Below are 21,314 nucleotides of genomic sequence, written 5' to 3'. Positions count from 1 at the left end.
TGTGTCACGTGCGTCGCATCCGTCCCATGCCTGGTCAGGACAGGTACGGACACTCGGGCAGGTACGGAGATGTCCGTCCCGGTGAGGACATCCGTCCCCGCGCTGACCTGCGCGGGGACGGATGCGACGCAGTGATACGGACCCAGGGGGAGGCGGGTCAGCGGGCGTGTTTGGGGCCGGAGGGGCCGCCGGGCGGGCCGATGGGCAGCTGACCTGCCGGGACGGCGGGCGGCTTGCCCTGGGCCGGACGCGCGGGCGTGGCGTCGTGCGCGGGGGCGGGCGCCGTCTCGGTGAGGTCGGGGCAGTGCCGGGCCCAGCTGTCCAGGAACCGGTTGCGGGCGTACCCCTTGGCCTGCCTGCCCTTGTCGAAGCGGTAGTTGGCCGGGCGGATGTCGAAGTCCCGCAGCAGTTTCCCCAGGTGGTAGGCGTTGAGCCCGTTGGTGCCGTGCTCTGCCCAGGGGGCGTCGGGGTCCTGGAGCAGGGTGGTGACCAGATCCAGGCTGGACAGGGCCTCGGGGTTGCCGTGTGCCTCGAAGACGCGGTGGATGTCGCGCAGCAGCCGCGTCTTCAGGTTGGTCTGCTCGTCCTGGACGGCCTCGTACCGGCTCATCGCCACGCAGGCCGCACGGGCACTGGCGGGCCAGTGGCCGCCGGCCAGGTCGGCGACGATGACCAGCGGCTCCCAGGTGTCCGCCGCCCGGTCCTCCACCGGCATGGTCGGCGCCATGCCGCCGGCCGTGCCGCGCAGCGGTCCTAGCCAGGCGGCCAGCTTGTCCCGCACCGCGTTCAGCTCCGGTGTGGCGTAGCGCGAGCGGAACGGGGTCACCTTCTCGCCCGGCTTGCGCTTTTGCATGCGGAGCACGACCGCCCGGTCCGTGATCGTGTCGGGCAGGTCGCCGATCGAGGCCAGCGCGGCCATGGCGAAGGTCGGATACGGGGTCGGCTTGTGCTCCGGACCGGAGATGCGCCAGGCCGGCCGGTTGCGCTGATGTCCGGCGTTCAACAGGCCGCGCAGTTCCTCGTTGTCGCCGGCCTTGCTGAAGATGGCGTCGGCCTCGTCCACGAGGATCGTGCGCGGATTCTTGCCGATGACGCGGAAGAGCACCGCCGTGGACATGTTCACCGTCATGATCGGCTGGTGGACGGTCTCGTGAAGCACGTCCAGAACACGGGACTTGCCGCAGCCCTTCGTCGGGCCTACGACCGCCAGACGCGGCGCGTGCTGCAGAACGGTCTGGATGTGCGTGGCCGCCACCCACAGGGTGACCGCTGTCAGCGCCTCGTCACTGGGCAGCACGACGTACTTGCCGATCGCCGCCCGCAACTCATCCAGCAGTTCCGCACCCTCACCGGAACCCCGTTCCCCAGGGGCTGCCGGTCCCCGAGGAGGCCGGGAGCCGGTCACGTGATCCGGTCCCCGTGCGTCGACGGGACCGGTCCCCTCCTGCTGGGCGGCTCCCGCCACGGGGTTCTCGGTCCCCAGCGACTGGCGGGGACCGTGCTCACGGTCCCCATTGCGGTCCCCTGGTGCAACTGCAGCCTCTTGGGGACCGGTCCCCATTTTGGCGCCGCTGACCTGCGGGTTTGCGTCGGATGTCGATACGGGGACCGGGACGTGCGGGGACCGAGCAGCGGGCACTTCGCGGGGACGGTCCCCAACAGCGGCATCAGCAGACGGCTGGGGACGGTCCCCGTGTGCTTGCGCATCCGCCGAGTGCTCGACGGTCCCCGACGTGGGGGACCGTGTGTCCGCCTGATCCCTGCGGCGCCAGGGGATGCCTTCGCCGGGGACCGCGGGAGTGGGCCAGTCGGTCGGGGAGGTGTTTGTGGTGCTGGGGGACGTAGAGTCCTCCATAGGCGTTCCTCTCCGGTGAGAGGCAGGACGGGCAAGGTCCCACCCCTCACCAGCTCATTCGTTCAGGGATGGGCAATCGACAGGGGAGTCTTCGGCCCTCGGCGTTGGCGCGCCGGGGGCCGCTTCGTTGTCCGCGCCAGACGCGGGGTCAGGCCGTGAGGTCGTACGACGTCTGGGCATCCAGCCACGCGTCCACCTCCCGCCAGCGGTAGCGCAGGTGACGGCCGACCTTGTGGACGCTGGGGCCGATGTCCCGGTACTTCCACTGGTAGAGGGTTTTCACTGGTACCCCGAGGTACGCGGCCACGTCGGCGGGAGTGGCGAGCTGGTCACGCTCGGCGCCGGCAAGGCGCGGGGAGTGGTTCGGCAATGAGGTCTCCGTATAGGAATCAGGGTTTTGGATGGCAGGCGTGGGCAACACAGCCACACCACTTGGGAAGCGTCCAGAGTGAATTCTGAAACTCCCGGCTACTTCCCTCGGCGTCGCCGGGGAAGACCAAAACAGTAAGGGCAGATCCCCGGTTGTCGAAATCGCTCCCGCGGGAGCCGAAATTTTCTGCGGAGAAGCAACCGGCTGAAGTGCCGGAATCCGGTACCTCAGCAGCTCAGAGGCGACGTCCAGCGCTGAGAAGTGACGTGGTCAGTCCACGGATATCCCATCCGATAGCCGCTCAAATCGCCCAATTCCTTGACGCGGAGGGAAGGTAGCACAACCTCCCCGCCGAAACGACTCGTGATGTACCGGAATTCGACGAGACGAACACCACTTCGCCCCCGGGCGACTTTTGGAGAGTTTAAGAACTAAGTCTTGCCCTGACGGCCGGCTGCAAGTTACAGCTATTTGTTATGTCCAACCGAACCGTCGGAATAGGCCCCGCCGGCCTCCACACCGCCCGCGCCATCGAGCACCTACGCCTCGTGCGCGGTCTGACCCAGCACCAGCTCGCCGCCCGCTGCTCCGCATTGGGCCGTCCGATGGCCAACACCGCCCGCAGCCGCACCGAACGCGCCCGCCGCCGCTGCGACGTAGACGACCTCGTCGCCATCGCCACCGCGCTCGGCGTTTCACCCACGACCCTGCTCCTGCCGCTCCCGTCGGTGCCCGGTGATGACCGGAGGGGGTGCTAGTTGGCGCGGGTCTGGATTGAGGACCGCATAGGGCACGCGGCGTACGTACGGGCCGTGGCGGACGCCAAGCGGGCAGGACGTACGCCACCGGGGCGCTACCGCGTGCGCTGGTACAACCCCGACGGCAAGCCGAAGATGAAGACCTTCACCCGCAAGGTCGACGCCGAGGCCGAGCGGACGAGGATGGAGTCCCGTCTCAACGACGGCTCCTACCGCGATCCGGCCGCCGCACGCGTGAAGTTCGCAGAGGTGGCGGAGTCCTGGCTGGCCGCGCAGATCCATCTCAAGCGTTCAACCCGGGCCCGCTATCGCGGCGTTCTCGACGTCCACGTGATCCCCAAGTGGGGCACAACCGCGTTGGACCGCATCCATTTCGAGGACATCGCGGAGTGGCTCGCGGATCTGCTGTCCGGCGAGGCGGCCGGCGGCAGGAAGCTCAGCCCGCGGTCGGTCCGCAAGGCGTACGTCGTCCTCAGCCGCGTTCTCGGCTACGCGGTCAAGGCCCGTCGTCTGGCGGTCAACCCGGCTGTCGGCGTGCCCCTGCCGAAGGCGATGCCAGCTGACCACGTATACCTCGACGACATGCAGGTCGACGCGCTGGCCAACGCGTCAGGCGCCTATCGGGTGTTCATCCTGCTGCTGGCCTACACCGGCCTGCGCTGGGGCGAGGCGTCCGCACTGAAGGTGGGCCGCGTCGATCTGGACGCCTGTCGAGCGCACATCGTCGAGGCGTACGCCGAGGACAACGGCAAGCTCTACCTCGACACCCCCAAGAACCACGAGCGCCGGTCGGTACCGATCCCGCGATTCCTGGCCGATGAGCTGAAGCCCCACGTCCAGGGGCGGGGAGATGACGACTTGCTCTTCACCGCCCCGCAGGGCGGGCCGCTGCGGGCCCGCAACTTCCGTCAGCGATTCTTCGCGCCAGCGGTCGCGAAGGCCGGGCTGGGGCACCTCAAGGTCACCCCGCACAAGCTGAGGCACACGGCAGCCTCGCTCGCCATCGCCAGCGGCGCGGACGTCAACGTCGTCCAGACGATGCTGGGCCACAAGTCCGCGACGCTGACCCTGGACACGTACGGGCACCTCCTCCCTGACCGTCTGGACGAGGTCTCGAAGAAGATGCACAAGCGCCGGGCCAAGCAACTGGCCAAGGCGAAGGCCAAGCTGGAGAAGGCGGAGCGAAAGGCCCGTGAGGCCGCCGAGGCGGTGGCCACTCTGGAGGATGATGCCGCGTGATGTGTGCCTGATCCGTGCCGGGGAGCTGTAACCGAGGGAGCCGCCCCACCGCGCTGATTCGGTGGGGCGGCGCCTTGCGTCTCCCCCGGATCAGGTCAGCCGCGCGGTCGGTGGCTTTCCTGCCGGGCTCGGTCGATCGCGGCAGCGGCTGCATCTCCGGCCAGCCGCTCGATCTTCTCGGGAGCCTTCCGCTCGTCGAGGACGAAGAGCCGTTCACCGACGAGACGGGTGGTCGTCTTCCAGCCGAGACGCCGTCCCGCCTCCCTGGCGGCATGCCGGACGTCCTTGAGCTCGCCCATCTCCGCAAGATCGTCAGCGCCAAGGATCAGCTGCCCGTAGTACCCCTCGTACTCCGGCTTCAGCGCGGCCCGCATCATCGACTCAAGCCGGTCGACCAGCCTTTCGTACCGTCGCCGGGCCAGCTCGTCCTTCGCGGGCATCTCGCACAGCTCCCCACCTCTGCCCACAGCCCCATGTGTGCCATATGCGTGCTGCGAGTACGAAGGCCCTCCCGTCCGTTGGACGAAAGGGCCTCTGACCAGGTGTTTCTCTGTGCCCCCGGCAGGATTCGAACCTGCGACACCCGCTTTAGGAGAGCGGTGCTCTATCCCCTGAGCTACGAAGGCGTGCGGATCCCGGTGGGATCCGGTGGCTAGCCTAGCGGATGGCGGGCGGCGGCTGGGAGAGTTCCGGTTTGCGCAGGTGGGGGAGGGGAGGCGAGGGTCAGGAAGGGGGGGTGGGGAACGCGGGTTCGGAGGCCGTCGAGGACTCGGGCCAGGCCGTGGGCGAAGGTGGCTTCGCGGGTGGTGCGGGGGTCCTTGTTGCGTTGGTCGGCGTAGGTCTCGCGAAGGCGGGGTGGGCTGGGCCGCCTGTTCGGCGGTGGGCCAGAGGGCGGTGGCCCAGTCCTGTTCGGCGGTGGGCCAGAGGGCGGTGCCCCAGTCCTGTTCGGTCTGGCCTGCGGGCGAGGGTGGTCAGGCGGGCGGCCTCGCTGGTGGCTGTGCCGATGACGTAGGCGACCAGGGTTGAGGCTGCCTGGTCGACCTCGGCGGCCGGGAGGCCCGCTCGGGTGAACAGGGTCGGCAGCGACTCCGAGAAGTGCATGGCGTTCGGACCCAGGTGGGGGCTCGGGTGGACCTTGTACGACTGGTTCGGCGTTCCCGGCTCGGGCACGAAGGGCCTCGATCCGCCATCGCGTCGCTGTGGCTCAGCGAGCCTCGCACCCCTGGGGACCAGGCCGGGGAACCCGTCGCCGTATGTCTCAGCCACTGGCCTTGGTCCGTCGCCGCCTCCAGTGCCCGCCATGCGGCCAGGCGGCCCGCCGCGAACTCCGCGCGCCGGCGTGCTCCCGCGTCGGACAGCCTTACGGCCGACGGGAGTTCGTCCTGGTCACACTCGCCCATGAGCGTGCTGCCGGCGTTCACGGCAGCGGTGCGAGCGGTGCCGCGACGGCCGTCTCCGCTTCGCCCACCCCCTCCCATGTGGCTGTCCGCGCTCCGTATGGCTGTCCACGTTCCGTGAGACTCCCCGCGTCCCATGTGGCTGTTGCATCAACGCCTCTTGGCGCATCGACGCCTCTTGGCTACCGCCTGAAGCGACGACCGCCCCAGACGCGAGCAAGTCCCCGGCAACAGCCCGGGAGCAACGGCCCGGAAGCAACAGCCAGGAGCCACAGCCTGAGAGCAGCAGCCCGGACCCGCCCCGGACTTGGCCCCTGAGGTCCAGGTCGGCGGCGAGGCTGGGCGCCCCTGCCTTGGCCTGGGACGCCGGCCCGCTTGGGCACGCCGTCAGCTGACGGGTACGCGCCTGAAGCGGCCCGCGACCCGCAGGTCCGCCTCGATGCGGCCGGCCGTGGCACGGAGTTCGGGCAGCACGTCGCGGACGCACTCCTCGGGGGTGCGGCGGCTGCTGTGCATGGCGACGTTCACCGCGGCGACGACGCGCCCGTGGCGCTCGCGCACCGGTACGGCGACGGACCGCAGTCCCTCTTCCAACTCCTCGTCGACCAGGGCGTATCCGGCATCCCGTACGCGGTCCAGTTCGGCCCTGAGCCGCTCCGGGTCGGTGAGGGTGCGGGTGGTCTGCGGGAGCAGTTCGGGCAGCCGGGCCTCCGGCAGGCCGGCCAGCAGCACACGGCCCAGTGAGGTCGCGTACGCGGGCAGCCGGGTGCCGACGGCGATGTTGACGCTCATGATGCGGCTGGTGGAGACGCGGGCCGTGTACTGGATCTCGTCGCCGGTCAGGATCGCGAGCGACACCGAGTCGTGCAGCCGCTGCGAGAGTTCGGTGAGGTGCGGGGCCGCGATGTCGGAGAGCGAGGTCCGTGACAGCGGAGGGAAGCCGAGGCCCAGGACGCGCGGCGTGAGCCGGAAGACGCGGTCGTGCGCGGTGACGTATCCGAGGTGCTCCAGGGTGATCAGGGCGCGGCGGGCTGTCGCGCGGGCGAGCCCCGTGGCCTGGGCGACCTCCGTCAGGGTCAGTTCGGCGCGGCCCTCGCCGAAGGCGGTGACGACGGTGAGTCCGCGGGCCAGCGACTCGACGAACTCCCGCCCCAGCTCCTGCTTGAAGGCACCGGTCCAGGTGGCGAGCCCGGAAGCGGCCCCCGGTTCGGCGGGCGGCGCCTGTCGCAGCTCCCGCTCCATCGCCGCCACGGCCGTCCGCAGCCGTGGCAGCAGGGTGTCCCGCAGGTCGGCCGCGGTGTGCCGGCTGGTGTGACTCACCACGCTCACCACACACGCGACCCGCCCCGCCTCCCGGACGGGCATGGCCACGGCGACGAGCCCCGGCTCGATCAACTGGTCGTCCAGCGCCCACCCGGCCTCCCGTGCCTCGGCCGCACGTTGCTCGAAGCCGTCCCCGACGATGGGGAGGCGGGTGAGTGCGGCCGCCGCGGAGTCCGCCGCGTCCTCGGCTTCGTAGGGTCGGCTGCGAGCCGGTACGGCGGGGAAACCGCGGTCCTCCGGATCGGCCGCCCGGCGTTCGCGCCAGCGCGTCCACTCCTCCTGGCCCCACTCGGCGGCGAACAGCGGTCCCGGCGCGGTGCGTTCGGCGGGCAGCAGGTCGCCTATGCGGAAGCTAAGGGACATGGCGCGGCGCCGGGTCGCCTGGTGGATGAAGCGGATCCCGTCCCGGTCGCCGACGGCCAGGGACACCGACTCGTCCAGTTCGTCGGCGAGCGCGTCGGCGTGCGCGTCCAGAAGGTGGGGGAGCCGCAGGGCCGCCAGGTAGGCGTTGCCCAGTTCCATCAGACGCGGGGCCAGTACGGCGTCCCGGCCGTCGAGGCGTACGTACCCCATGCGCGCGAGGGTCGCGGTGATCCGGTCGACGGTGGAACGCGCGAGCCCGGTGGCCCGTTCGAGCCCGCTCAGGCTGGACGCCCCGTCGGCCTCGGTCAGCCGCCGTAGCACGGCGATACCGCGGATGAGGGGAGTGACGGCCTCGGCGGGCACCGCGGTCCCGGGTCCGGTCCCAGCCCCGGGGGCCGGCACGACATTCGATGGCATGGGCTCTCCGTTGCGGCTCTCAGGAGAGACACCGTGGTGCGGCTCTCGGAAGAGACACCGTGGTGCGGCTCTCAGAAGAGACACCGTAATGCTTGCCCGGCACACGTGCCCGGCCACTCCAGCAGGTCAGCGGCGGTCGGCAGCGGTAGGTGGCGGTCGGCGGACGCACTCGCGGGCCCTCAGCGCCGCGTCACGGTCACCCGGTAGTTCCCCGCGGCGTCCACCCCGGTGACATGGACCGTGACGCCCGTCTTGGGGTCCTTGAAGGTCTCGTCGGGCTCGAAGGGCGCGTCGGAGAGTTCCGCGTGCACGTTGGGGGAGCGGGTGCAGCCGCCGCTGTCCTTCTGGGAGTCGTACACGGTGATGGGCCCGTTCCCGGTGTCGACGTCCGCGTCGACCCGGTAGATGAGGATGCCGGGGCGGCAGACCGCCGCGTCGTTGCCCTCACGGGTGCGCAGTTCGAGGGCGTACCCGGTCTTGGTGCTGGTGGGCACGAAGACGAGCTTGTTGCCGCCGGGCCGGGCCAGCGGGGTGATCGTGTACTCGGTGGTGCCGGGGGCGGCGGCGCAGCGGACCTGGGAGTTGTCGAGCCAGCCGAGCTTCCACTTGTGCCAGCCGAGCAGATCGTTGTCGGCTCCCCAGTCCTCGCTCATGATGTCCCAGTGGCCGACCGCGCCCCCGCCGTCCTGGGTGTAGAGGTCGGGCAGGCCGAAGGTGTGGCTGTTCTCGTGCGGGAGCACCCGGTAGCCGGTGTCGGCGTAGGAGCCGGAGCCGTCGTCCTGGCGGCTGTAGACGAAGGACGCGTTGGAGACCGGGACGCCGTCGGCGACCGGCGCCTCCGTATTGCCGGCGAAGGTCACCGACAGCACGGTGTCCAGTGCGGAGGGCCCGGCGTTCGGCGTCACCAGGATGTTCAGGATGTCGTACGAGTCGAAGTCCACGGTGGGGTCGGCCGCGGCCACGATGTCCTGGACCAGCTCGCGGTACCCGGGGTCGAAGGGTGCGCCGCGCTCTATGCCGTACGCGTTGAAGGGCTTGGGCATCCGCAGCCAGTGCTTGATGGGGGTCGAGGGGCGGTAGTCGAGGCGGCCGTACGACGCGGCGCGAAACCATCGCTGGGTCTGCGGGAAGAACTCACCGTAGCGGTCGAGCGCGCTGCCCTTTCCGGGCGCGTCGGAGAAGTCGACCATCAGCGTGAGGGCACGGACGATGCCGGTGGAACGGGCGTAGGCGGGCGCGGTGGGGATGCCTTCCCCCATCTGTACGCCCATGGAGCCATTGATCATGCAGGGACCGAGCGCCGTGGAATGGGCCAGCGCGATGGAGCCCGCCGCCGTGGAGCCGGCCGTGAGGTGCCCGGTGCCGGCGGAGGTGCTGACCGTCAGCGTCAGGAGGGTCACCGTGGCCAGCGCTGCCACGCGGCGCGGGCGTATCCGACGGCGGCTGGTCGGCTGCATGCGGGGGCCCTTCGCTCCACGGCAGCCACCGATCTCCGGCTGCACCCTTGCGATCACCCTGTGTCGACGACGGGGCGGGCGCGCGCTGGAGGAGCCCGATCGTGGGTTTCTCCCCCGAAAGGCCCGCGGGAGGCCCGCCGGAGGCCTCCGCAGCTCACGACAGGCATGTGACGCGGGTCACAGAAAAGAATCCCGCGGGCGGGAAATAACCGGGGATCGTTTCCCCGTTTAGCCATACGTCCACGCGAAACGGGGAGCGAATCCCCGGATCGCACCACAGCCTTCAAGCACCGGCCTCACCGCCGTCACGCACCGCAAGGAAGAGGAGGAGTACGCCGTGGAAACCGCCACTCCCGTGCAGCGTCGAGTGGTCCGGCCGCGCGCCGATGCCCTGCGCAACCGGGAGCGGATCGTCGCCGCGGCCCGCGAGACGTTCGTCGAGTTCGGCCCCGAGGTGCCGTTCGACGAGATCGCCCGCCGGGCCGGGGTCGGCAATGCCACGGTGTACCGCAACTTCCCCGACCGCGACGCGTTGGCGCGGGAGGTCGTCTGCTCGGTCATGGACCGCACGTCGGAGTGGGTCGAGGAGGCGATCGCCGGGGGTGGCGACGCCTTCGAGACACTGAGCGGCTTCGTGCACTTCGCCGCCGACGAGCGGATCGGCGCCCTGTGCCCGATGCTCTCCGAGGCCTTCGACCAGAACCACCCCGATCTGGTGGCCGCGCGCGACCGGATCACCGACCTGATCGAGCAGCTGATGGCCCGCGCCCGCGAGGCCGGACAGCTGCGCCCCGACGTCGAGTTCGGCGACCTGATGATCGCCGTCAGCCAGCTCACCCGGCCGCTGCCCGGCACCGCGTGCCAGGGCATCGACCGCTTCGTACACCGTCATCTGCAGCTGTTCCTGGACGGTTTGCGGGCTCCGGCCCGTTCCGAACTGCCCGGAGTGGCCGCCACCGTGGAGGACATGCGACGAGCGTGACCGACACGTCGTCCACCTGACCGATTAGTTCAGCGCACAGCACCAGTCAGAACCGGCACAACGCTTCCGACCGTCACCGGCGACGAGCCGTCCCTTTTCCTGATCCTTTTTCGCTACGAAGTACCGAAGTGGGTACCCCCATGTCTGAAACGTCCAAGGCCACCGCGAAAGCGGCAGAGGCCGACGCCCATTCCAACCGCTGGAAGGCGCTCACCTTCATCGCGCTCGCCCAGCTGATGGTCGTCCTCGACGCGACCATCGTGAACATCGCGCTGCCCTCCGCCCAGCAGGACCTGGGGATCTCGGACGGCAACCGCCAGTGGGTCGTCACGGCCTACGCCCTGGCCTTCGGCGGTCTGCTGCTCTTCGGCGGCCGGATCGCCGACCTGTGGGGCCGCAAGCGCACCTTCGTCGCCGGTCTGATCGGCTTCGCCGGTGCGTCCGCGATCGGCGGCGCGGCCACGAACGAGGCGATGATGTTCGGCGCCCGCGCCCTGCAGGGTGCGTTCGGCGCGCTGCTCGCGCCCGCCGCGCTCTCGCTGCTCGCCGTGATGTTCACGGAGCCCAAGGAGCGCGCCAAGGCGTTCGGCATCTATGGCGCGATCGCCGGTGGCGGCGGCGCCGTGGGCTTCATCCTCGGCGGTGTCCTCACCGAGTACCTCGACTGGCGCTGGACGTTCTTCGTGAACATCCCGTTCGCGATCATCGCGGCCGCGGGCGCGTACTTCGTCATCCGTGAGCCGGCCGGCGGCCGCAACCGCTCGCCGCTCGACATCCCGGGCGTCGTCCTGTCCACCCTCGGTCTGGTCTCCCTCGTCTACGGCTTCACCCGCGCCGAGTCCGACGGCTGGGGCGACTCCGTGACGGTCGGCCTGTTCGTCGCCTCGGCCGTGCTGCTCGCGGCGTTCATCCTCACCGAGTCCAGGGTCAAGGCCCCGCTGCTGCCGCTGCGCGTCATCACCGAGCGCAACCGCGGAGGCGTCTACCTCTCCCTCGGCCTCGCGATCATCGCGATGTTCGGCCTGTTCCTCTTCCTGACCTACTACCTGCAGATCGTGAAGGGCTACTCGCCGGTCAAGACGGGCTTCGCCTTCCTGCCGATGATCGGCGGCATGATGGTGGGCTCCACGCAGATCGGCACTCGCCTGATGACCCGGGTCGCTCCGCGCCTGCTGATGGCTCCGGGCTTCGTGGTCGCCGCGGTCGGCATGCTGCTTCTCACCCAGCTGGAGATCGGCTCCTCGTACGCCGGTGTGATCCTGCCGTCGATGGTGCTGCTCGGCCTCGGTATGGGTACGGCGTTCATGCCCGCCATGTCGCTGGCCACGCTGGGCGTCGAGCCGCGTGACGCCGGTGTCGCCTCCGCGATGGTGAACACCTCGCAGCAGGTGGGCGGTGCGATCGGCACGGCCCTGCTGAACACGATCGCCGCCTCGGCGACCACCTCGTACATCAAGGACCACATCGCCGGTGCCGCCTCCAAGCCCCAGCAGCAGCTGGTCCAGCTGGAAGGCCAGGTGCACGGCTACACCAACGCGATCTGGTTCGCCGTCGGCATCCTCGTGGTCGCCGCGACGGTTGCTGCGACCTTCATCAACACCGGCCGTCCGGACGTCACCTCGGCCTCCGGCGCGGGTGCGGGCGACGGTATCGAGGACGAGGTGAAGGTGCCGGTGATCGCTCACTGATCACCCGTACCGCCGACACTTCGGGCACTTCGCGTACGGACGCGGGGTGGGGACGCCTCGTCCGTACGAATCCCAGGGTCCGCCCCGGCTCCGAACTCCACGGAGCCGGGGCGGACCCGTGTCCGGACTCCCGAGTGCCAGGCGTGCCGGAACTCCCCACGAATGAGCTCTCGACGGGAGGGGCCCAGGGCCTGTCGTCGAACTCCTTCGTCCGCCCGGAGGGCGGGCTCCGTGCCAGGCGTCGCGGGGCAGGCCGGAGTTCGAGTACACCTAGCGCAGCCAGGGCAGGTCGGCGCCCGCGTCCTTCGGCTGGAGTCCCTCGGCGATGACGCGCATGGCCTCGCCGAAGGCCTTCTGCTGGTCCGCGCTGAGCCGGTCGAACAGGACCTGGCGTACGGCGGCCACATGGCCCGGCGCGGCACGGCTCAGCACCTCGTAGCCGTCGTCGGTGAGGACCGCGAACTGTCCCCGCTTGTCGGAGGGACAATCCTCGCGCCGCACCCAGCCGTTCTTCTCCAGACGCGCGATCGCGTGGGAGAGCCGGGACCGGGTGATCTTCGCGTTCATGGCCAGCTCGGTCATCCGCAGCCGTCTGCGCGGTGCTTCGGCGAGCTGGACGAGCAGGCCGTAGTAGATGTGCGGCATGCCCGCGTCACGCTGGAGCTGGCGGTCGAGGTGGTCCTCAAGCAGGGTGGTGGCGTGCATGTACGCACGCCAGATGCGCTGTTCCTCGTCGGTGAGCCAGCGCGGCTCTTCAGCGGGTGCCGTGTTCATGTACTCCACTGTACGAGCCCCTTCTTGAATGTTAAACAAAAGCGCGCTAAGCTCAGGGTAGAGCTTTAAAGTTCAAATATAAGCGTCAGGTGATTGAACCCGCCGGAGGGAGCCGCCATGTCCGCCGCCGTCGAGGAGCGTGCCTCGCGAGAGCGCATGCCCGCCCTCTACCTGAGCCATGGTGCCCCGCCGCTCGCCGACGACCCGATCTGGCCCGGCCAGCTCGCCGCCTGGTCCGCGGACCTGCCGCGCCCCAAGGTGATCCTCATGGTTTCCGCGCACTGGGAAGAGGCCCCGCTCGCCCTCGGCGCGGTGGAGACCGTGCCGCTCGTGTACGACTTCTGGGGCTTCCCCGAGCACTACTACCGGGTGCGGTACGCGGCCCCCGGCGCCCCCGAACTCGCGCAGTCCGTACGGAAGTTGCTGCGGGCGCCCGGTACGCCGGTGCAGGACATCCCGGATCGCGGGCTCGACCACGGCGCCTACGTCCCGCTGGTGGAGATGTTCCCCGAGGCCGACATCCCGGTCCTGCAGATCTCCATGCCGACCCTCGACCCGGTCCGCCTCTTCGAGATCGGCCGCAAGCTGGCGCCGCTGCGCGACGAGGGCGTGCTGATCGTCGGCTCCGGTTTCTTCACCCACAATCTCGCGGCCCTGCGGCACAGCGGCGGGGGAGTGCCGTCCTGGTCGAGCGAGTTCGACGACTGGGGCCACCGCGCCCTGGACGCCGGTGACGTGGACGCGCTGCTCGACTTCGAGCGCAAGTCCCCGGCGGGCCGTCTCGCCCACCCGCGCACCGAGCACTTCGCCCCCCTCTTCGTGACCATGGGCGCGGCGGACGCGGCCGATGGGCCGGCCGGGCAGAAGTCCGTGATCGACGGATTCTGGATGGGAATGGCGAAGCGGTCGGTGCAGTTCGGCTGACCCGCGCCCGACGGAGGCTACGAGAGTTCCTTCTCGTACCAGGCCACATCCCAGTAGCGGCCGAACTTGCGACCCACCTCGCGGTACGTGCCCACGTGCCGGAACCCGAAGCGTTCGTGCAGCCGCACGGACGCTTCGTTCCTCTCGGGCTGGGCGATGCCGGCGTAGGCGCGGTGCAGGTCCTCGTCGGCGAGGGCTTCGAAGAGGGCCTTGTAGAGGCGGGTGCCGACGCCGCGGCCGCCGGCATCCGGGGCGAGATAGATGGTGACCTCCACGGAGGTGTCGTACGCGGGCTTCACCCGGAACGCGCTGGATGTGGCGTACCCCAGAATCCCCTGTGAGTCCGCGTCCGTGGCAACCATCAGACGGTGCGGTCCGTCTTCAGGGTGGGAGAGCAGCCACGAGCGACGCTCTTCCGGCCTGAAGACCCCGGTATCGAACGTGATGGGCGTCTCGCGTACGTAGTGGTTGTAGATGTCCGTGAGGGCGTCGAGATCGCTCTCGACTCCCGGCCTGACCTGCACCTCTGTACGTTCCGACGGCATCCGTCCTCCTCTGTGGCCGGACAGGGTACTGCATGATCAGAAAAATCGAGGGGCGGCTTGGGAATTCTGTCCGGATTCCAGTCGTTGTTTCCTTCGGATGCCGGGCACCCGGGAGGGTGAGCTCGAAGTCCAGGACCACCCGCAAGCCACCATCGCAAGGGAGCACGCATGGCAACCCGTGCCGTCGCCCGTCGTAAGTCCGCCACCGGCGAGACCACCGACGCGGCACGCAGTGTTCGCGCCGTAGGCGGCGAGATCGCCGACCGCGACCTGGTCGGCATGTACCTCGACGAGATCGCGCGTACGCCACTGCTCGACGCAGCCAAGGAAGTCGAGTTGTCCCAGATGATCGAGGCGGGTGTTTTCGCGCGGCAGATCCTCGACGGTGAGGAGGAGGCCCGGGCGGACGCGTCCCGCGAGGAGCTCGAGGCGCTGGTCGCCGAGAGCGAGCGTGCGAAGGACATCTTCATCCGCTCGAACCTCCGGCTGGTCGTCGCTGTCGCCCGCCGCTATCCGCGTAGCGGCCTGCCGCTGCTCGACCTCATCCAGGAGGGCAACGCGGGCCTGGTCCGCGCGGTCGAGAAGTTCGACTACCGCAAGGGCTTCAAGTTCTCGACGTACGCGACGTGGTGGATCCGTCAGGCCATCACCCGCTCCATCGCCGACCAGTCGCGCACGATCCGCCTCCCCGTCCACCTGGTCGAGGAACTGGGCCGGATCCGGCGCGTGCAGCGCGAGTTCAACCGTGAGCACGGGCGCGAGCCTGAGCACGCGGAGATCGCCGCCGAGCTCGGTTCGACGCCGGAGCGCGTGGGCGATGTCCTGGACTGGGCCCGCGACCCGGTCTCGCTGAACATGGCGGTGGACGACGAGGGCGAGACCCAGTTCGGCGACCTGCTGGAGGACACCTCCGCGGTATCGCCCGAGCAGTCCGTCATGACCCTGCTGCGCAGCGAGGAGCTGGACGACCTGATCGGCCGCCTCGACCAGCGCACGGCCTCCATCATCAAGATGCGGTACGGCATCGAGGACGGCCGGGAGCGCACGCTCACAGAGGTCGGCAAGGAGCACGGTCTCACCCGCGAGCGGATCCGTCAGATCGAGAAGCACGCGCTTCTGGAGCTGAAGAAGCTGGCCCGCGACACGGGGTTCGACGCTGCCGCGTAAGGCTCGTACCGGTCCGCCCCGCGCGGACCGTACGGACCCGCGGGACGCGTTGGCCACAAGTCGACCAGACATGGCCATGTAAAGCCGCTTCAACCTGCTGGGCTCTGGGCACAAGACTTCAGGGCCCAGGGTTCAGGGTTCCATCCGGGGCGTATCCACCCGCCCCGCCCAAAACCGAGTCCCGACGCACTCCCCCCCCCGCGCCGGGACTCCTCCCGAGCCGAGCCTCGGCGCCTTCCCCCCCCTGGCGCCGGGGCTCGGCTCCACTTTGCGTTCGGGGGCGGGGCAGGGTTCTGTTCGCGGGCAAGTCGCGGCCCTGTTTCAGGGCAGGTCGTGGCCCGGGTCACCCCGAACCTGAACCCCGGGGTGACCCGGATGGCAGATTCTGTCACAGAGGCATAACCTGCCGTCCGTGACCGGTTGCGAACGCGCGGTGCGCACCTCCACCGGCCGAGCGACCTCCGTCTCCGCCTCTGCGTCCGCCTCTGCCTCCTCCGGCCGACCGGTCCCGGCTTCAGCCTCCGCCCCGGCTTCAGCCGCTGCCGCCGTTTCCGGCTCTGCCCCTGCTCCTGGTCCTGCCCCTGCCGGCCCTGCGGTCGGCGCCGGTCTTTCGCTGACCGAGCGGCGCAAGGCGGCCACCCGGATGGAGATCGCCCGGGCCGCGGCGGGGCTCTTCATGCGCAACGGTCTGCGGGCCACCCGCGCCGAGGACATCGCCCGAGCGGCCGGGGTCGCGCCGCGCACCTTCTACCGGTACTTCGCGAGCAAGGAGGAGTCCCTCGGCCCCTTCTTCGACGCCGGCGCCCAGAAATGGGCCGAGGCGGTCCGTGACGCCCCGGCCCAGCTGCCGGTTCCCGAGGCCCTCCACCATGCCGTCGTCTCCACCTTGACCCCGGGCGTCGGTGTCCGGCCACCGGCAGCAGAAAGACAACCCGGGGGGCTGGGGCGCAGCCCCCAGGTACGGGACGGGTAGGGGCGGAGGGGGCGAGAAACCCGCTCCCCGGCTCCGGTCGTGCGGGCGTCACCCGGCGCCGGAATACGTGGGCGTCACGGCGCGGCGAGGCCCCGTTCCTGGTCCGGGCCGCCCGCCGCTCGCGTCAGACGCCCACCCAACTCCCGTATACAGCCCACCAGTTCCGGCGGCTCCCGCACCTCGAACTCGCAGTCGACCATCGCCATCCGCACCGCCAGCCACTCGACGGAGTCGCCCGCGGAGGAGCGCAGCCGACAGCTGTGGTCGTCGATCGGCTCGGGCGCGCCGAGCCAGGCGGGCAGGCGCGCCGCGACGAACTCGGCGGGTGCGGCGAAGGTGACGTCGAATGCGTACGTCTGCTGTCGGCGGAACATCGACTGCCGCAGATACTCCGCCGCGCTCCCCGTAGGCAGCTCGCGCGGCGTGAACCGCGCCCCCGTCGCGAAGGGCTCGGTGACCCGGTCGACGCGGAACGTACGCCAGTCCTCGCGATCGAGGTCGTACGCGACGAGGTACCAGCGACGGCCGGTGGAGACGAGCCGATAGGGCTCGGTCAGCCGTCGCGACGGCGTCCCGTCCCCGGAGCGATACGCGAACCGCAGGCGCTCCCGCCCGGCGACGCACGACGCCATCACGGTCAGTGTCTCGGGCGCGATGCTCGCCCCGTCTCCGCTGGTCAGCGGTGTGGTCGCGGCCTGGAGTGTGGCGACGCGGTGGCGCAGCCGGGACGGCAGGACTTGTTCGAGTTTGGCCAGCGCCCGTACCGACGCCTCGTCCACGCCCTCGAGGGCGTGCCCGGCGCCGGCCCGCAGCCCCACCGCGATGGCCACCGCCTCCTCGTCGTCGAGCACGAGCGGCGGCATCGCCTTCCCCGCCACCAACCGGTACCCGCCGTCGGCCCCCTTGGTCGCCTGCACCGGATACCCCAGTTCCCGGAGCCGGTCGATGTCGCGCCGGACGGTACGACGGGACACCCCGAGCCGCTCGGAGAGCTCGCCGCCGGGCCACTCGCGAGGCGTCTGGAGGAGGGAGAGGAGCTGGAGCAGCCGGGCCGGTGTGTCCGTTGTCATGAGGTCGAGGATGCCGCACAACTAGGACACGATCTGACCTATTGGGGCCATAGCTTCGAGACATGACCTCCACCGAGACCACTCTCAGCAGCCCGGCCGATGCGGCCGACCGACGGCGCTGGCTCGCCCTCGCCATCGTGATGACCGCGGCCTTCATGGACCTGGTCGACGTCACGATCGTCAACATCGCGATCCCCTCGATCCAGAAGGACGCGGGCGCCTCGTTCAGCCAGATCCAGTGGATCACGGCGGGCTACGCGCTCGCCTTCGCCGCCGGGCTCATCACCGGAGGGCGGCTCGGCGACATCCACGGCCGCAAGCGGCTCTTCCTCCTCGGCATAGGCGGCTTCACGATCGCCTCGGCCCTGTGCGGCTTCGCCGCGAACCCGGAGATGCTCGTCGCCTCCCGCATCCTGCAGGGCGCAATGGCCGCGATGATGGTGCCGCAGGTCCTGTCGATCGTGCACGCCACCTTCCCGGCGCACGAGCGGGGCAAGGTCTTCGGCCTCTTCGGCGCGATCGTGGGACTGGGGGCCGTGTCCGGTCCGCTGCTCGGCGCGCTGCTCACCGAGTGGAATCTGTTCGGTCTGGAGTGGCGGCCGATCTTCCTCATCAACCTGCCGGTGGGGGTGGCCGCGCTGATCCTGGGCCGCCGGTTCATCAGCGAGTCCAAGGCCCCGCAGGCGCTGAAGCTCGACCTCGTCGGCGTCGCCCTGGTCACCCTCGGAATGCTGATGCTGATCTACCCGCTGACCCGCGGCCGTGAGTTGGGCTGGCCGCTGTGGGGGTACGTGTCGATGGCCGGTGCCCTCGTCGTCTTCGCGGCGCTGGTGGGCTACGAGAAGCGCAAGACGCGGATCGACGGTTCCCCTCTCGTCGAGCTCTCGCTGTTCAAGGTGAAGAGCTTCGCGGCGGGCATCGCCGTACAGACCGTCTTCGGAGTCGCGCTCGGCATCTTCTTCCTGGTCTGGACGCTGTACATGCAGAGGGGGCTGGGATGGAGCCCGCTGCGGGCCGGTCTGACCGGGGTGCCGTTCTCGATCGCCGTGTCGGCGGCGGCGGGCATGTCGGTGCAGCTGCTGGTGCCGCGCTTCGGGCGCAAGGTACTGCAGGCGGGCGCCCTGATCATGGCGGTCGGCGTGCTGCTCTACATCTGGGAGTCCGACCGCTACGGGATGTCCATCGCCTCCTGGCAGATGGCGCTTCCGCTGGTGGTCATGGGCGCGGGCATGGGCTTCATCGTGGCCCCGCTGACGGACGCGGTGCTGTCGGAGGTCCCGTGGGAGCACTCCGGATCCGCATCCGGGCTCATCAACACCGTGCAGCAGATGGGCAACGCGCTGGGGCTCGGGCTGGTGTCGGTCCTCTTCTTCGGCGAGATCAGCGACCGGCTGACCCGGGTGCAGGTGGGCCCCGCCTTCGTGCACGCCTTCCAGTACGCGCTGGGCTGGGTCGCGGCGGTGATGGCGGTCATCTTCCTGCTGATGTTCGCCCTGCCGAAGAAGCCGGCGCAGCACGTGGAGGGCGCGGCGGCCGAGCCCGAGGCGGTCGAGGGCAAGAAGGAGCCGGTGCTCGTCCCGTGAGCCACGGGCGACGTACTGTGCGCCATCGCTGAAGGGCCCGGCACCTCAGGTGCCGGGCCCTTCTCTTGCGTTGCGCCGCCCAGCCCGTTTTGCGGCCAGGCACAAACCCAAGTCCGTTCATGCCCGAATCACGCCCGAACCTGTTTACTTTTCGGAAATCCGGGCGTAGCCTCCGAGTGAAACCACAGGTTCGGGCATCAGGCGGAGGCGAACGGACATGTACGCACCGGAGCGGCAGCAGGAGATCCTCCGGCTCGCTCGTGACGGCGGCAGGGTGGACGTGCTGTCCCTGGCGGAGGAGTTCCAGGTCACCGCGGAGACCATCCGCCGGGACCTGAAGACCCTGGACCGCGCGGGTCTCGTACGCCGTGTGCACGGTGGAGCGATACCGGCCGGGCGCCTGGACTTCGAACCCGACCTCGCCGAGCGCGAGTCCACCGCGGCCGACCAGAAGGACCGCATCGCCGAGGCCGCGGTCGCCGAGCTGCCGGCCGACGGCACGGTGATCCTGGACGCGGGCTCGACGATCGCCCGCCTCGCCGGTGCGCTGCCTCTGGAGGCGACGCTCACCGTCGTCACCCACAGCCTGCCGATCGCGGCCCGCCTCGCGGACCACCCCGGCATCCAGCTCCATCTCGTCGGGGGGCGCGTACGGCACCGTACGCGTGCCGCCGTGGACGCCTGGGCGCTGCGCGCGTACGGCGAGATCCGCGCCGATGTGCTGTTCATCGCCGCCAACGGCTTCTCCGCCGACTACGGACTGACCACCCCCGACCTTGCCGAGGCCGCCGTCAAGCGCGCGACCATGCGCGCCGCGCGCCGCGTGGTGCTGCTCGCCGACTCCTCCAAGAGCGGTCAGGAGCACTTCGCCCGCTTCGGCGACCTGAGCGATGTGGACCTGCTGATCACCGACCGGGGGCTGAGCCCCGAAGACGCCGCCACCATCGAACGCGGTGGCACCGAAGTGCTGTGTGTCTAGAGCGGCAAGCGGCGCGAAAGCGCCGCGTTGTCCAAGCGGCACGTATGTGCCGTGTGTTGAGAAACGAGTGCGCATGATCCTCACCGTCACCCCCAACCCGTCCCTCGACCGTACGTACGAGGTCCCGTCGCTCGACCGCGGCGAGGTCATCCGGGCCACCGGCGAACGCATGGACCCGGGCGGCAAGGGCGTGAACGTCTCGCGCGCGGTCGCGGCCGCCGGACAGCGCACGGTCGCCGTACTGCCCCTGGGCGGAGCGCCCGGCACACTCGTCGCCGACCTCCTCGACGCGCAGGGCATCGAGGTCGCCCCGGTCCCGGTCGCCGGGGCCACCCGCTCGAACATCTCGGTCGCCGAACCCGACGGCACCCTGACGAAGATCAACGCCCCCGGCCCCGAACTCTCCGCCACCGAGGCCGAACTCCTCCTGGAGACCGTCCGGCAGCAGTACCGCCCCGGCGACACCGACTGGATCACCTGCTGCGGCAGCCTGCCCCGCGGGCTCGCCCCGTCCTGGTACGCCGACCTCGTCGCCCGCGCGCACGCGGCGGGCGCCCGGATCGCGCTGGACACCTCGGGCCCGGCGCTGCTCGCGGCGCTGCGCGAGCGGCCCGACGTGGTGAAGCCCAACGCGGAGGAGCTCGCGGAAGCCGTCGGGCGCCCCCTCGCGACGGTGGGCGACGCGGTGAAGGCGGCCGAGGAATTGCGTGAGCTGGGCGCGCACGCCGTGCTCGCGAGCCTCGGCGCGGACGGGCAGTTGCTCGTGGACGCGACGGGTGCCTGGTTCGGCAGCGCGCGTGTCGACGTCGTGCGCAGCAACGTGGGCGCCGGCGACTCCTCGCTCGCCGGCTTCCTGATCGCCGGCGGCAACGGCCCCGAGGCCCTCGCCTCCGCTGTCGCCCACGGCGCCGCGGCCGTCCGACTCCCCGGCAGCGTGATGCCGGGCCCGGCCGACCTCGACCCCTCCGCGGTGACCGTCACGTCGGAGGTCCCGGTGGACCTCGCACTCACGGAGCCCGTGTCATGAACACCGGATCGCTTTGCTGCGGCGCGCGCGGATCGCTTCCCCACGCCGAGTACGGCCGGCCGGGCTGCGGCGAGTACGGTTCACCTCGCTCCGGCGAGTACGGCTCATCTCGCGGTGGCGAGCACGCCTCACCTCGCTACGGTGCGCGCGGATCGCTTCCTCGCGATGTGCGCAGGTCGCTTCCCCACGGCGTGCGTGGATCACTTTTCCACCGTGCGCGCGGATCGATTCCGCCCGGCGTGCGCGTCCCGCACCCCGGATCGCGTACGGGGCTGGTGAGCCCGGCGGCACACCCCTCCCGTACGCCCCCTGAACCGGCCCTGAAGCGGCGGGGGCTCCCCTTCCCCGCCGCAGCCATCCGGAAGTGGGGTCCCCCCGGCCCCGCGACCGGCGAGAGGCGGGATTTCCCCGGCCCCGCCTCTT

19 protein-coding genes, 1 tRNA gene and 1 pseudogene are annotated in these 21,314 nt (G+C 70.3%); 10 read left to right on the top strand and 11 right to left on the bottom strand.

The features are described 5' to 3' along the window. Nucleotides 1-157: 157 nt before the first annotated feature. The gene (locus tag OG390_RS21785; protein ID WP_406177792.1) at nt 158-1,324 is read right to left on the bottom strand and encodes a DUF3631 domain-containing protein; all 1,167 of its coding nucleotides are present in this window, start codon (nt 1,322-1,324) and stop codon (nt 158-160) included. Between the two features lie 679 nt (nt 1,325-2,003). Continuing rightward, on the bottom strand, nt 2,004-2,225 hold the full coding sequence (locus tag OG390_RS21780) for a helix-turn-helix transcriptional regulator (RefSeq protein ID WP_406170276.1): 222 nt from the start codon (nt 2,223-2,225) through the stop codon (nt 2,004-2,006). A gap of 476 nt (nt 2,226-2,701) precedes the next feature. Here OG390_RS21780 and OG390_RS21775 point away from each other — a divergent pair, with 476 nt between their 5' ends. Both OG390_RS21775 and OG390_RS21770 read left to right on the top strand, forming a co-directional pair. After that, the gene (locus tag OG390_RS21775; RefSeq protein WP_406170274.1) at nt 2,702-2,983 is read left to right on the top strand and encodes a helix-turn-helix domain-containing protein; all 282 of its coding nucleotides are present in this window, start codon (nt 2,702-2,704) and stop codon (nt 2,981-2,983) included. After that, a complete protein-coding gene (locus OG390_RS21770) occupies nt 2,984-4,222 on the top strand; it encodes a tyrosine-type recombinase/integrase (protein ID WP_406170272.1) in 1,239 nt (412 codons plus the stop codon). Between the two features lie 95 nt (nt 4,223-4,317). On the opposite strand, the gene OG390_RS21765 is transcribed toward OG390_RS21770, so the two are convergent. The 6 genes from OG390_RS21765 to OG390_RS21740 form a co-directional block, all read right to left on the bottom strand. Then, the gene (locus tag OG390_RS21765; protein ID WP_406170270.1) at nt 4,318-4,662 is read right to left on the bottom strand and encodes a hypothetical protein; all 345 of its coding nucleotides are present in this window, start codon (nt 4,660-4,662) and stop codon (nt 4,318-4,320) included. Between the two features lie 113 nt (nt 4,663-4,775). Further along, nucleotides 4,776-4,848, bottom strand: a tRNA-Arg gene (locus tag OG390_RS21760). A 97-nt stretch (nt 4,849-4,945) separates the two neighbouring features. Next, the gene (locus OG390_RS21755) at nt 4,946-5,296 is read right to left on the bottom strand and encodes a hypothetical protein (RefSeq protein WP_406177790.1); all 351 of its coding nucleotides are present in this window, start codon (nt 5,294-5,296) and stop codon (nt 4,946-4,948) included. Then, a complete protein-coding gene (locus OG390_RS21750; protein ID WP_406177788.1) occupies nt 5,194-5,622 on the bottom strand; it encodes a hypothetical protein in 429 nt (142 codons plus the stop codon). The genes OG390_RS21755 and OG390_RS21750 overlap by 103 nt, the downstream gene beginning before the upstream one ends. 384 nt (nt 5,623-6,006) lie before the next feature. After that, nucleotides 6,007-7,722, bottom strand: coding sequence for an IclR family transcriptional regulator C-terminal domain-containing protein (locus OG390_RS21745; protein WP_406170268.1), 1,716 nt, complete (start codon nt 7,720-7,722; stop codon nt 6,007-6,009). Nucleotides 7,723-7,901: 179 nt separating this feature from the next. Then, nucleotides 7,902-9,179, bottom strand: a complete 1,278-nt coding sequence (locus tag OG390_RS21740) for a M6 family metalloprotease domain-containing protein (protein WP_406170266.1) — start codon at nt 9,177-9,179, stop codon at nt 7,902-7,904. Nucleotides 9,180-9,516: 337 nt separating this feature from the next. Here OG390_RS21740 and OG390_RS21735 point away from each other — a divergent pair, with 337 nt between their 5' ends. After that, nucleotides 9,517-10,161 (top strand): TetR/AcrR family transcriptional regulator, encoded by a 645-nt coding sequence (locus OG390_RS21735; RefSeq protein WP_406170264.1) that lies wholly within the window; start codon nt 9,517-9,519, stop codon nt 10,159-10,161. Between the two features lie 140 nt (nt 10,162-10,301). Next, complete coding sequence (locus OG390_RS21730; RefSeq protein WP_406170262.1) at nt 10,302-11,849, top strand: MFS transporter; 1,548 nt, start codon at nt 10,302-10,304, stop codon at nt 11,847-11,849. A 270-nt stretch (nt 11,850-12,119) separates the two neighbouring features. Here OG390_RS21730 and OG390_RS21725 read toward each other — a convergent pair whose 3' ends face one another. Beyond that, a complete protein-coding gene (locus OG390_RS21725; RefSeq protein WP_406170260.1) occupies nt 12,120-12,632 on the bottom strand; it encodes a MarR family winged helix-turn-helix transcriptional regulator in 513 nt (170 codons plus the stop codon). 108 nt (nt 12,633-12,740) lie between these two features. Between OG390_RS21725 and OG390_RS21720 the strand changes: the two genes are divergently transcribed. After that, complete coding sequence (locus tag OG390_RS21720) at nt 12,741-13,547, top strand: dioxygenase (protein WP_406170258.1); 807 nt, start codon at nt 12,741-12,743, stop codon at nt 13,545-13,547. A gap of 17 nt (nt 13,548-13,564) precedes the next feature. Here OG390_RS21720 and OG390_RS21715 read toward each other — a convergent pair whose 3' ends face one another. Then, nucleotides 13,565-14,092 carry a GNAT family N-acetyltransferase gene (locus tag OG390_RS21715; RefSeq protein ID WP_406170256.1) on the bottom strand — a complete coding sequence of 176 codons (528 nt, stop codon included), beginning with the start codon at nt 14,090-14,092 and terminating at the stop codon, nt 13,565-13,567. Nucleotides 14,093-14,260: 168 nt separating this feature from the next. On the opposite strand from OG390_RS21715, the gene OG390_RS21710 reads away from it, so the two are divergent. Beyond that, nucleotides 14,261-15,259 (top strand): RNA polymerase sigma factor RpoD/SigA, encoded by a 999-nt coding sequence (locus OG390_RS21710; protein ID WP_399093243.1) that lies wholly within the window; start codon nt 14,261-14,263, stop codon nt 15,257-15,259. A gap of 613 nt (nt 15,260-15,872) precedes the next feature. Further along, a pseudogene (locus tag OG390_RS21705) lies at nt 15,873-16,166 on the top strand (TetR family transcriptional regulator); the annotation flags it as partial. 140 nt (nt 16,167-16,306) lie between these two features. Here OG390_RS21705 and OG390_RS21700 read toward each other — a convergent pair. After that, on the bottom strand, nt 16,307-17,302 hold the full coding sequence (locus tag OG390_RS21700; protein ID WP_406170254.1) for a helix-turn-helix transcriptional regulator: 996 nt from the start codon (nt 17,300-17,302) through the stop codon (nt 16,307-16,309). A gap of 62 nt (nt 17,303-17,364) precedes the next feature. Here OG390_RS21700 and OG390_RS21695 point away from each other — a divergent pair, with 62 nt between their 5' ends. The 3 genes from OG390_RS21695 to pfkB all read left to right on the top strand — a co-directional run bounded on the left by OG390_RS21695 (nt 17,365) and on the right by pfkB (nt 20,891). Continuing rightward, nucleotides 17,365-18,885 (top strand): MFS transporter, encoded by a 1,521-nt coding sequence (locus OG390_RS21695; protein WP_406170252.1) that lies wholly within the window; start codon nt 17,365-17,367, stop codon nt 18,883-18,885. Between the two features lie 217 nt (nt 18,886-19,102). Further along, nucleotides 19,103-19,864 carry a DeoR/GlpR family DNA-binding transcription regulator gene (locus tag OG390_RS21690; RefSeq protein WP_399093255.1) on the top strand — a complete coding sequence of 254 codons (762 nt, stop codon included), beginning with the start codon at nt 19,103-19,105 and terminating at the stop codon, nt 19,862-19,864. Between the two features lie 73 nt (nt 19,865-19,937). After that, nucleotides 19,938-20,891, top strand: a complete 954-nt coding sequence (pfkB, locus tag OG390_RS21685) for a 1-phosphofructokinase (protein WP_406170249.1) — start codon at nt 19,938-19,940, stop codon at nt 20,889-20,891. Nucleotides 20,892-21,314: the final 423 nt, after the last annotated feature.

Source organism: Streptomyces sp. NBC_00996 (assembly GCF_045162675.1).
Lineage (GTDB): Bacteria > Actinomycetota > Actinomycetes > Streptomycetales > Streptomycetaceae > Streptomyces.
Note: the sequence above shows the minus strand (reverse complement) of the source record. Positions and strands in the feature narration are given on the sequence as shown.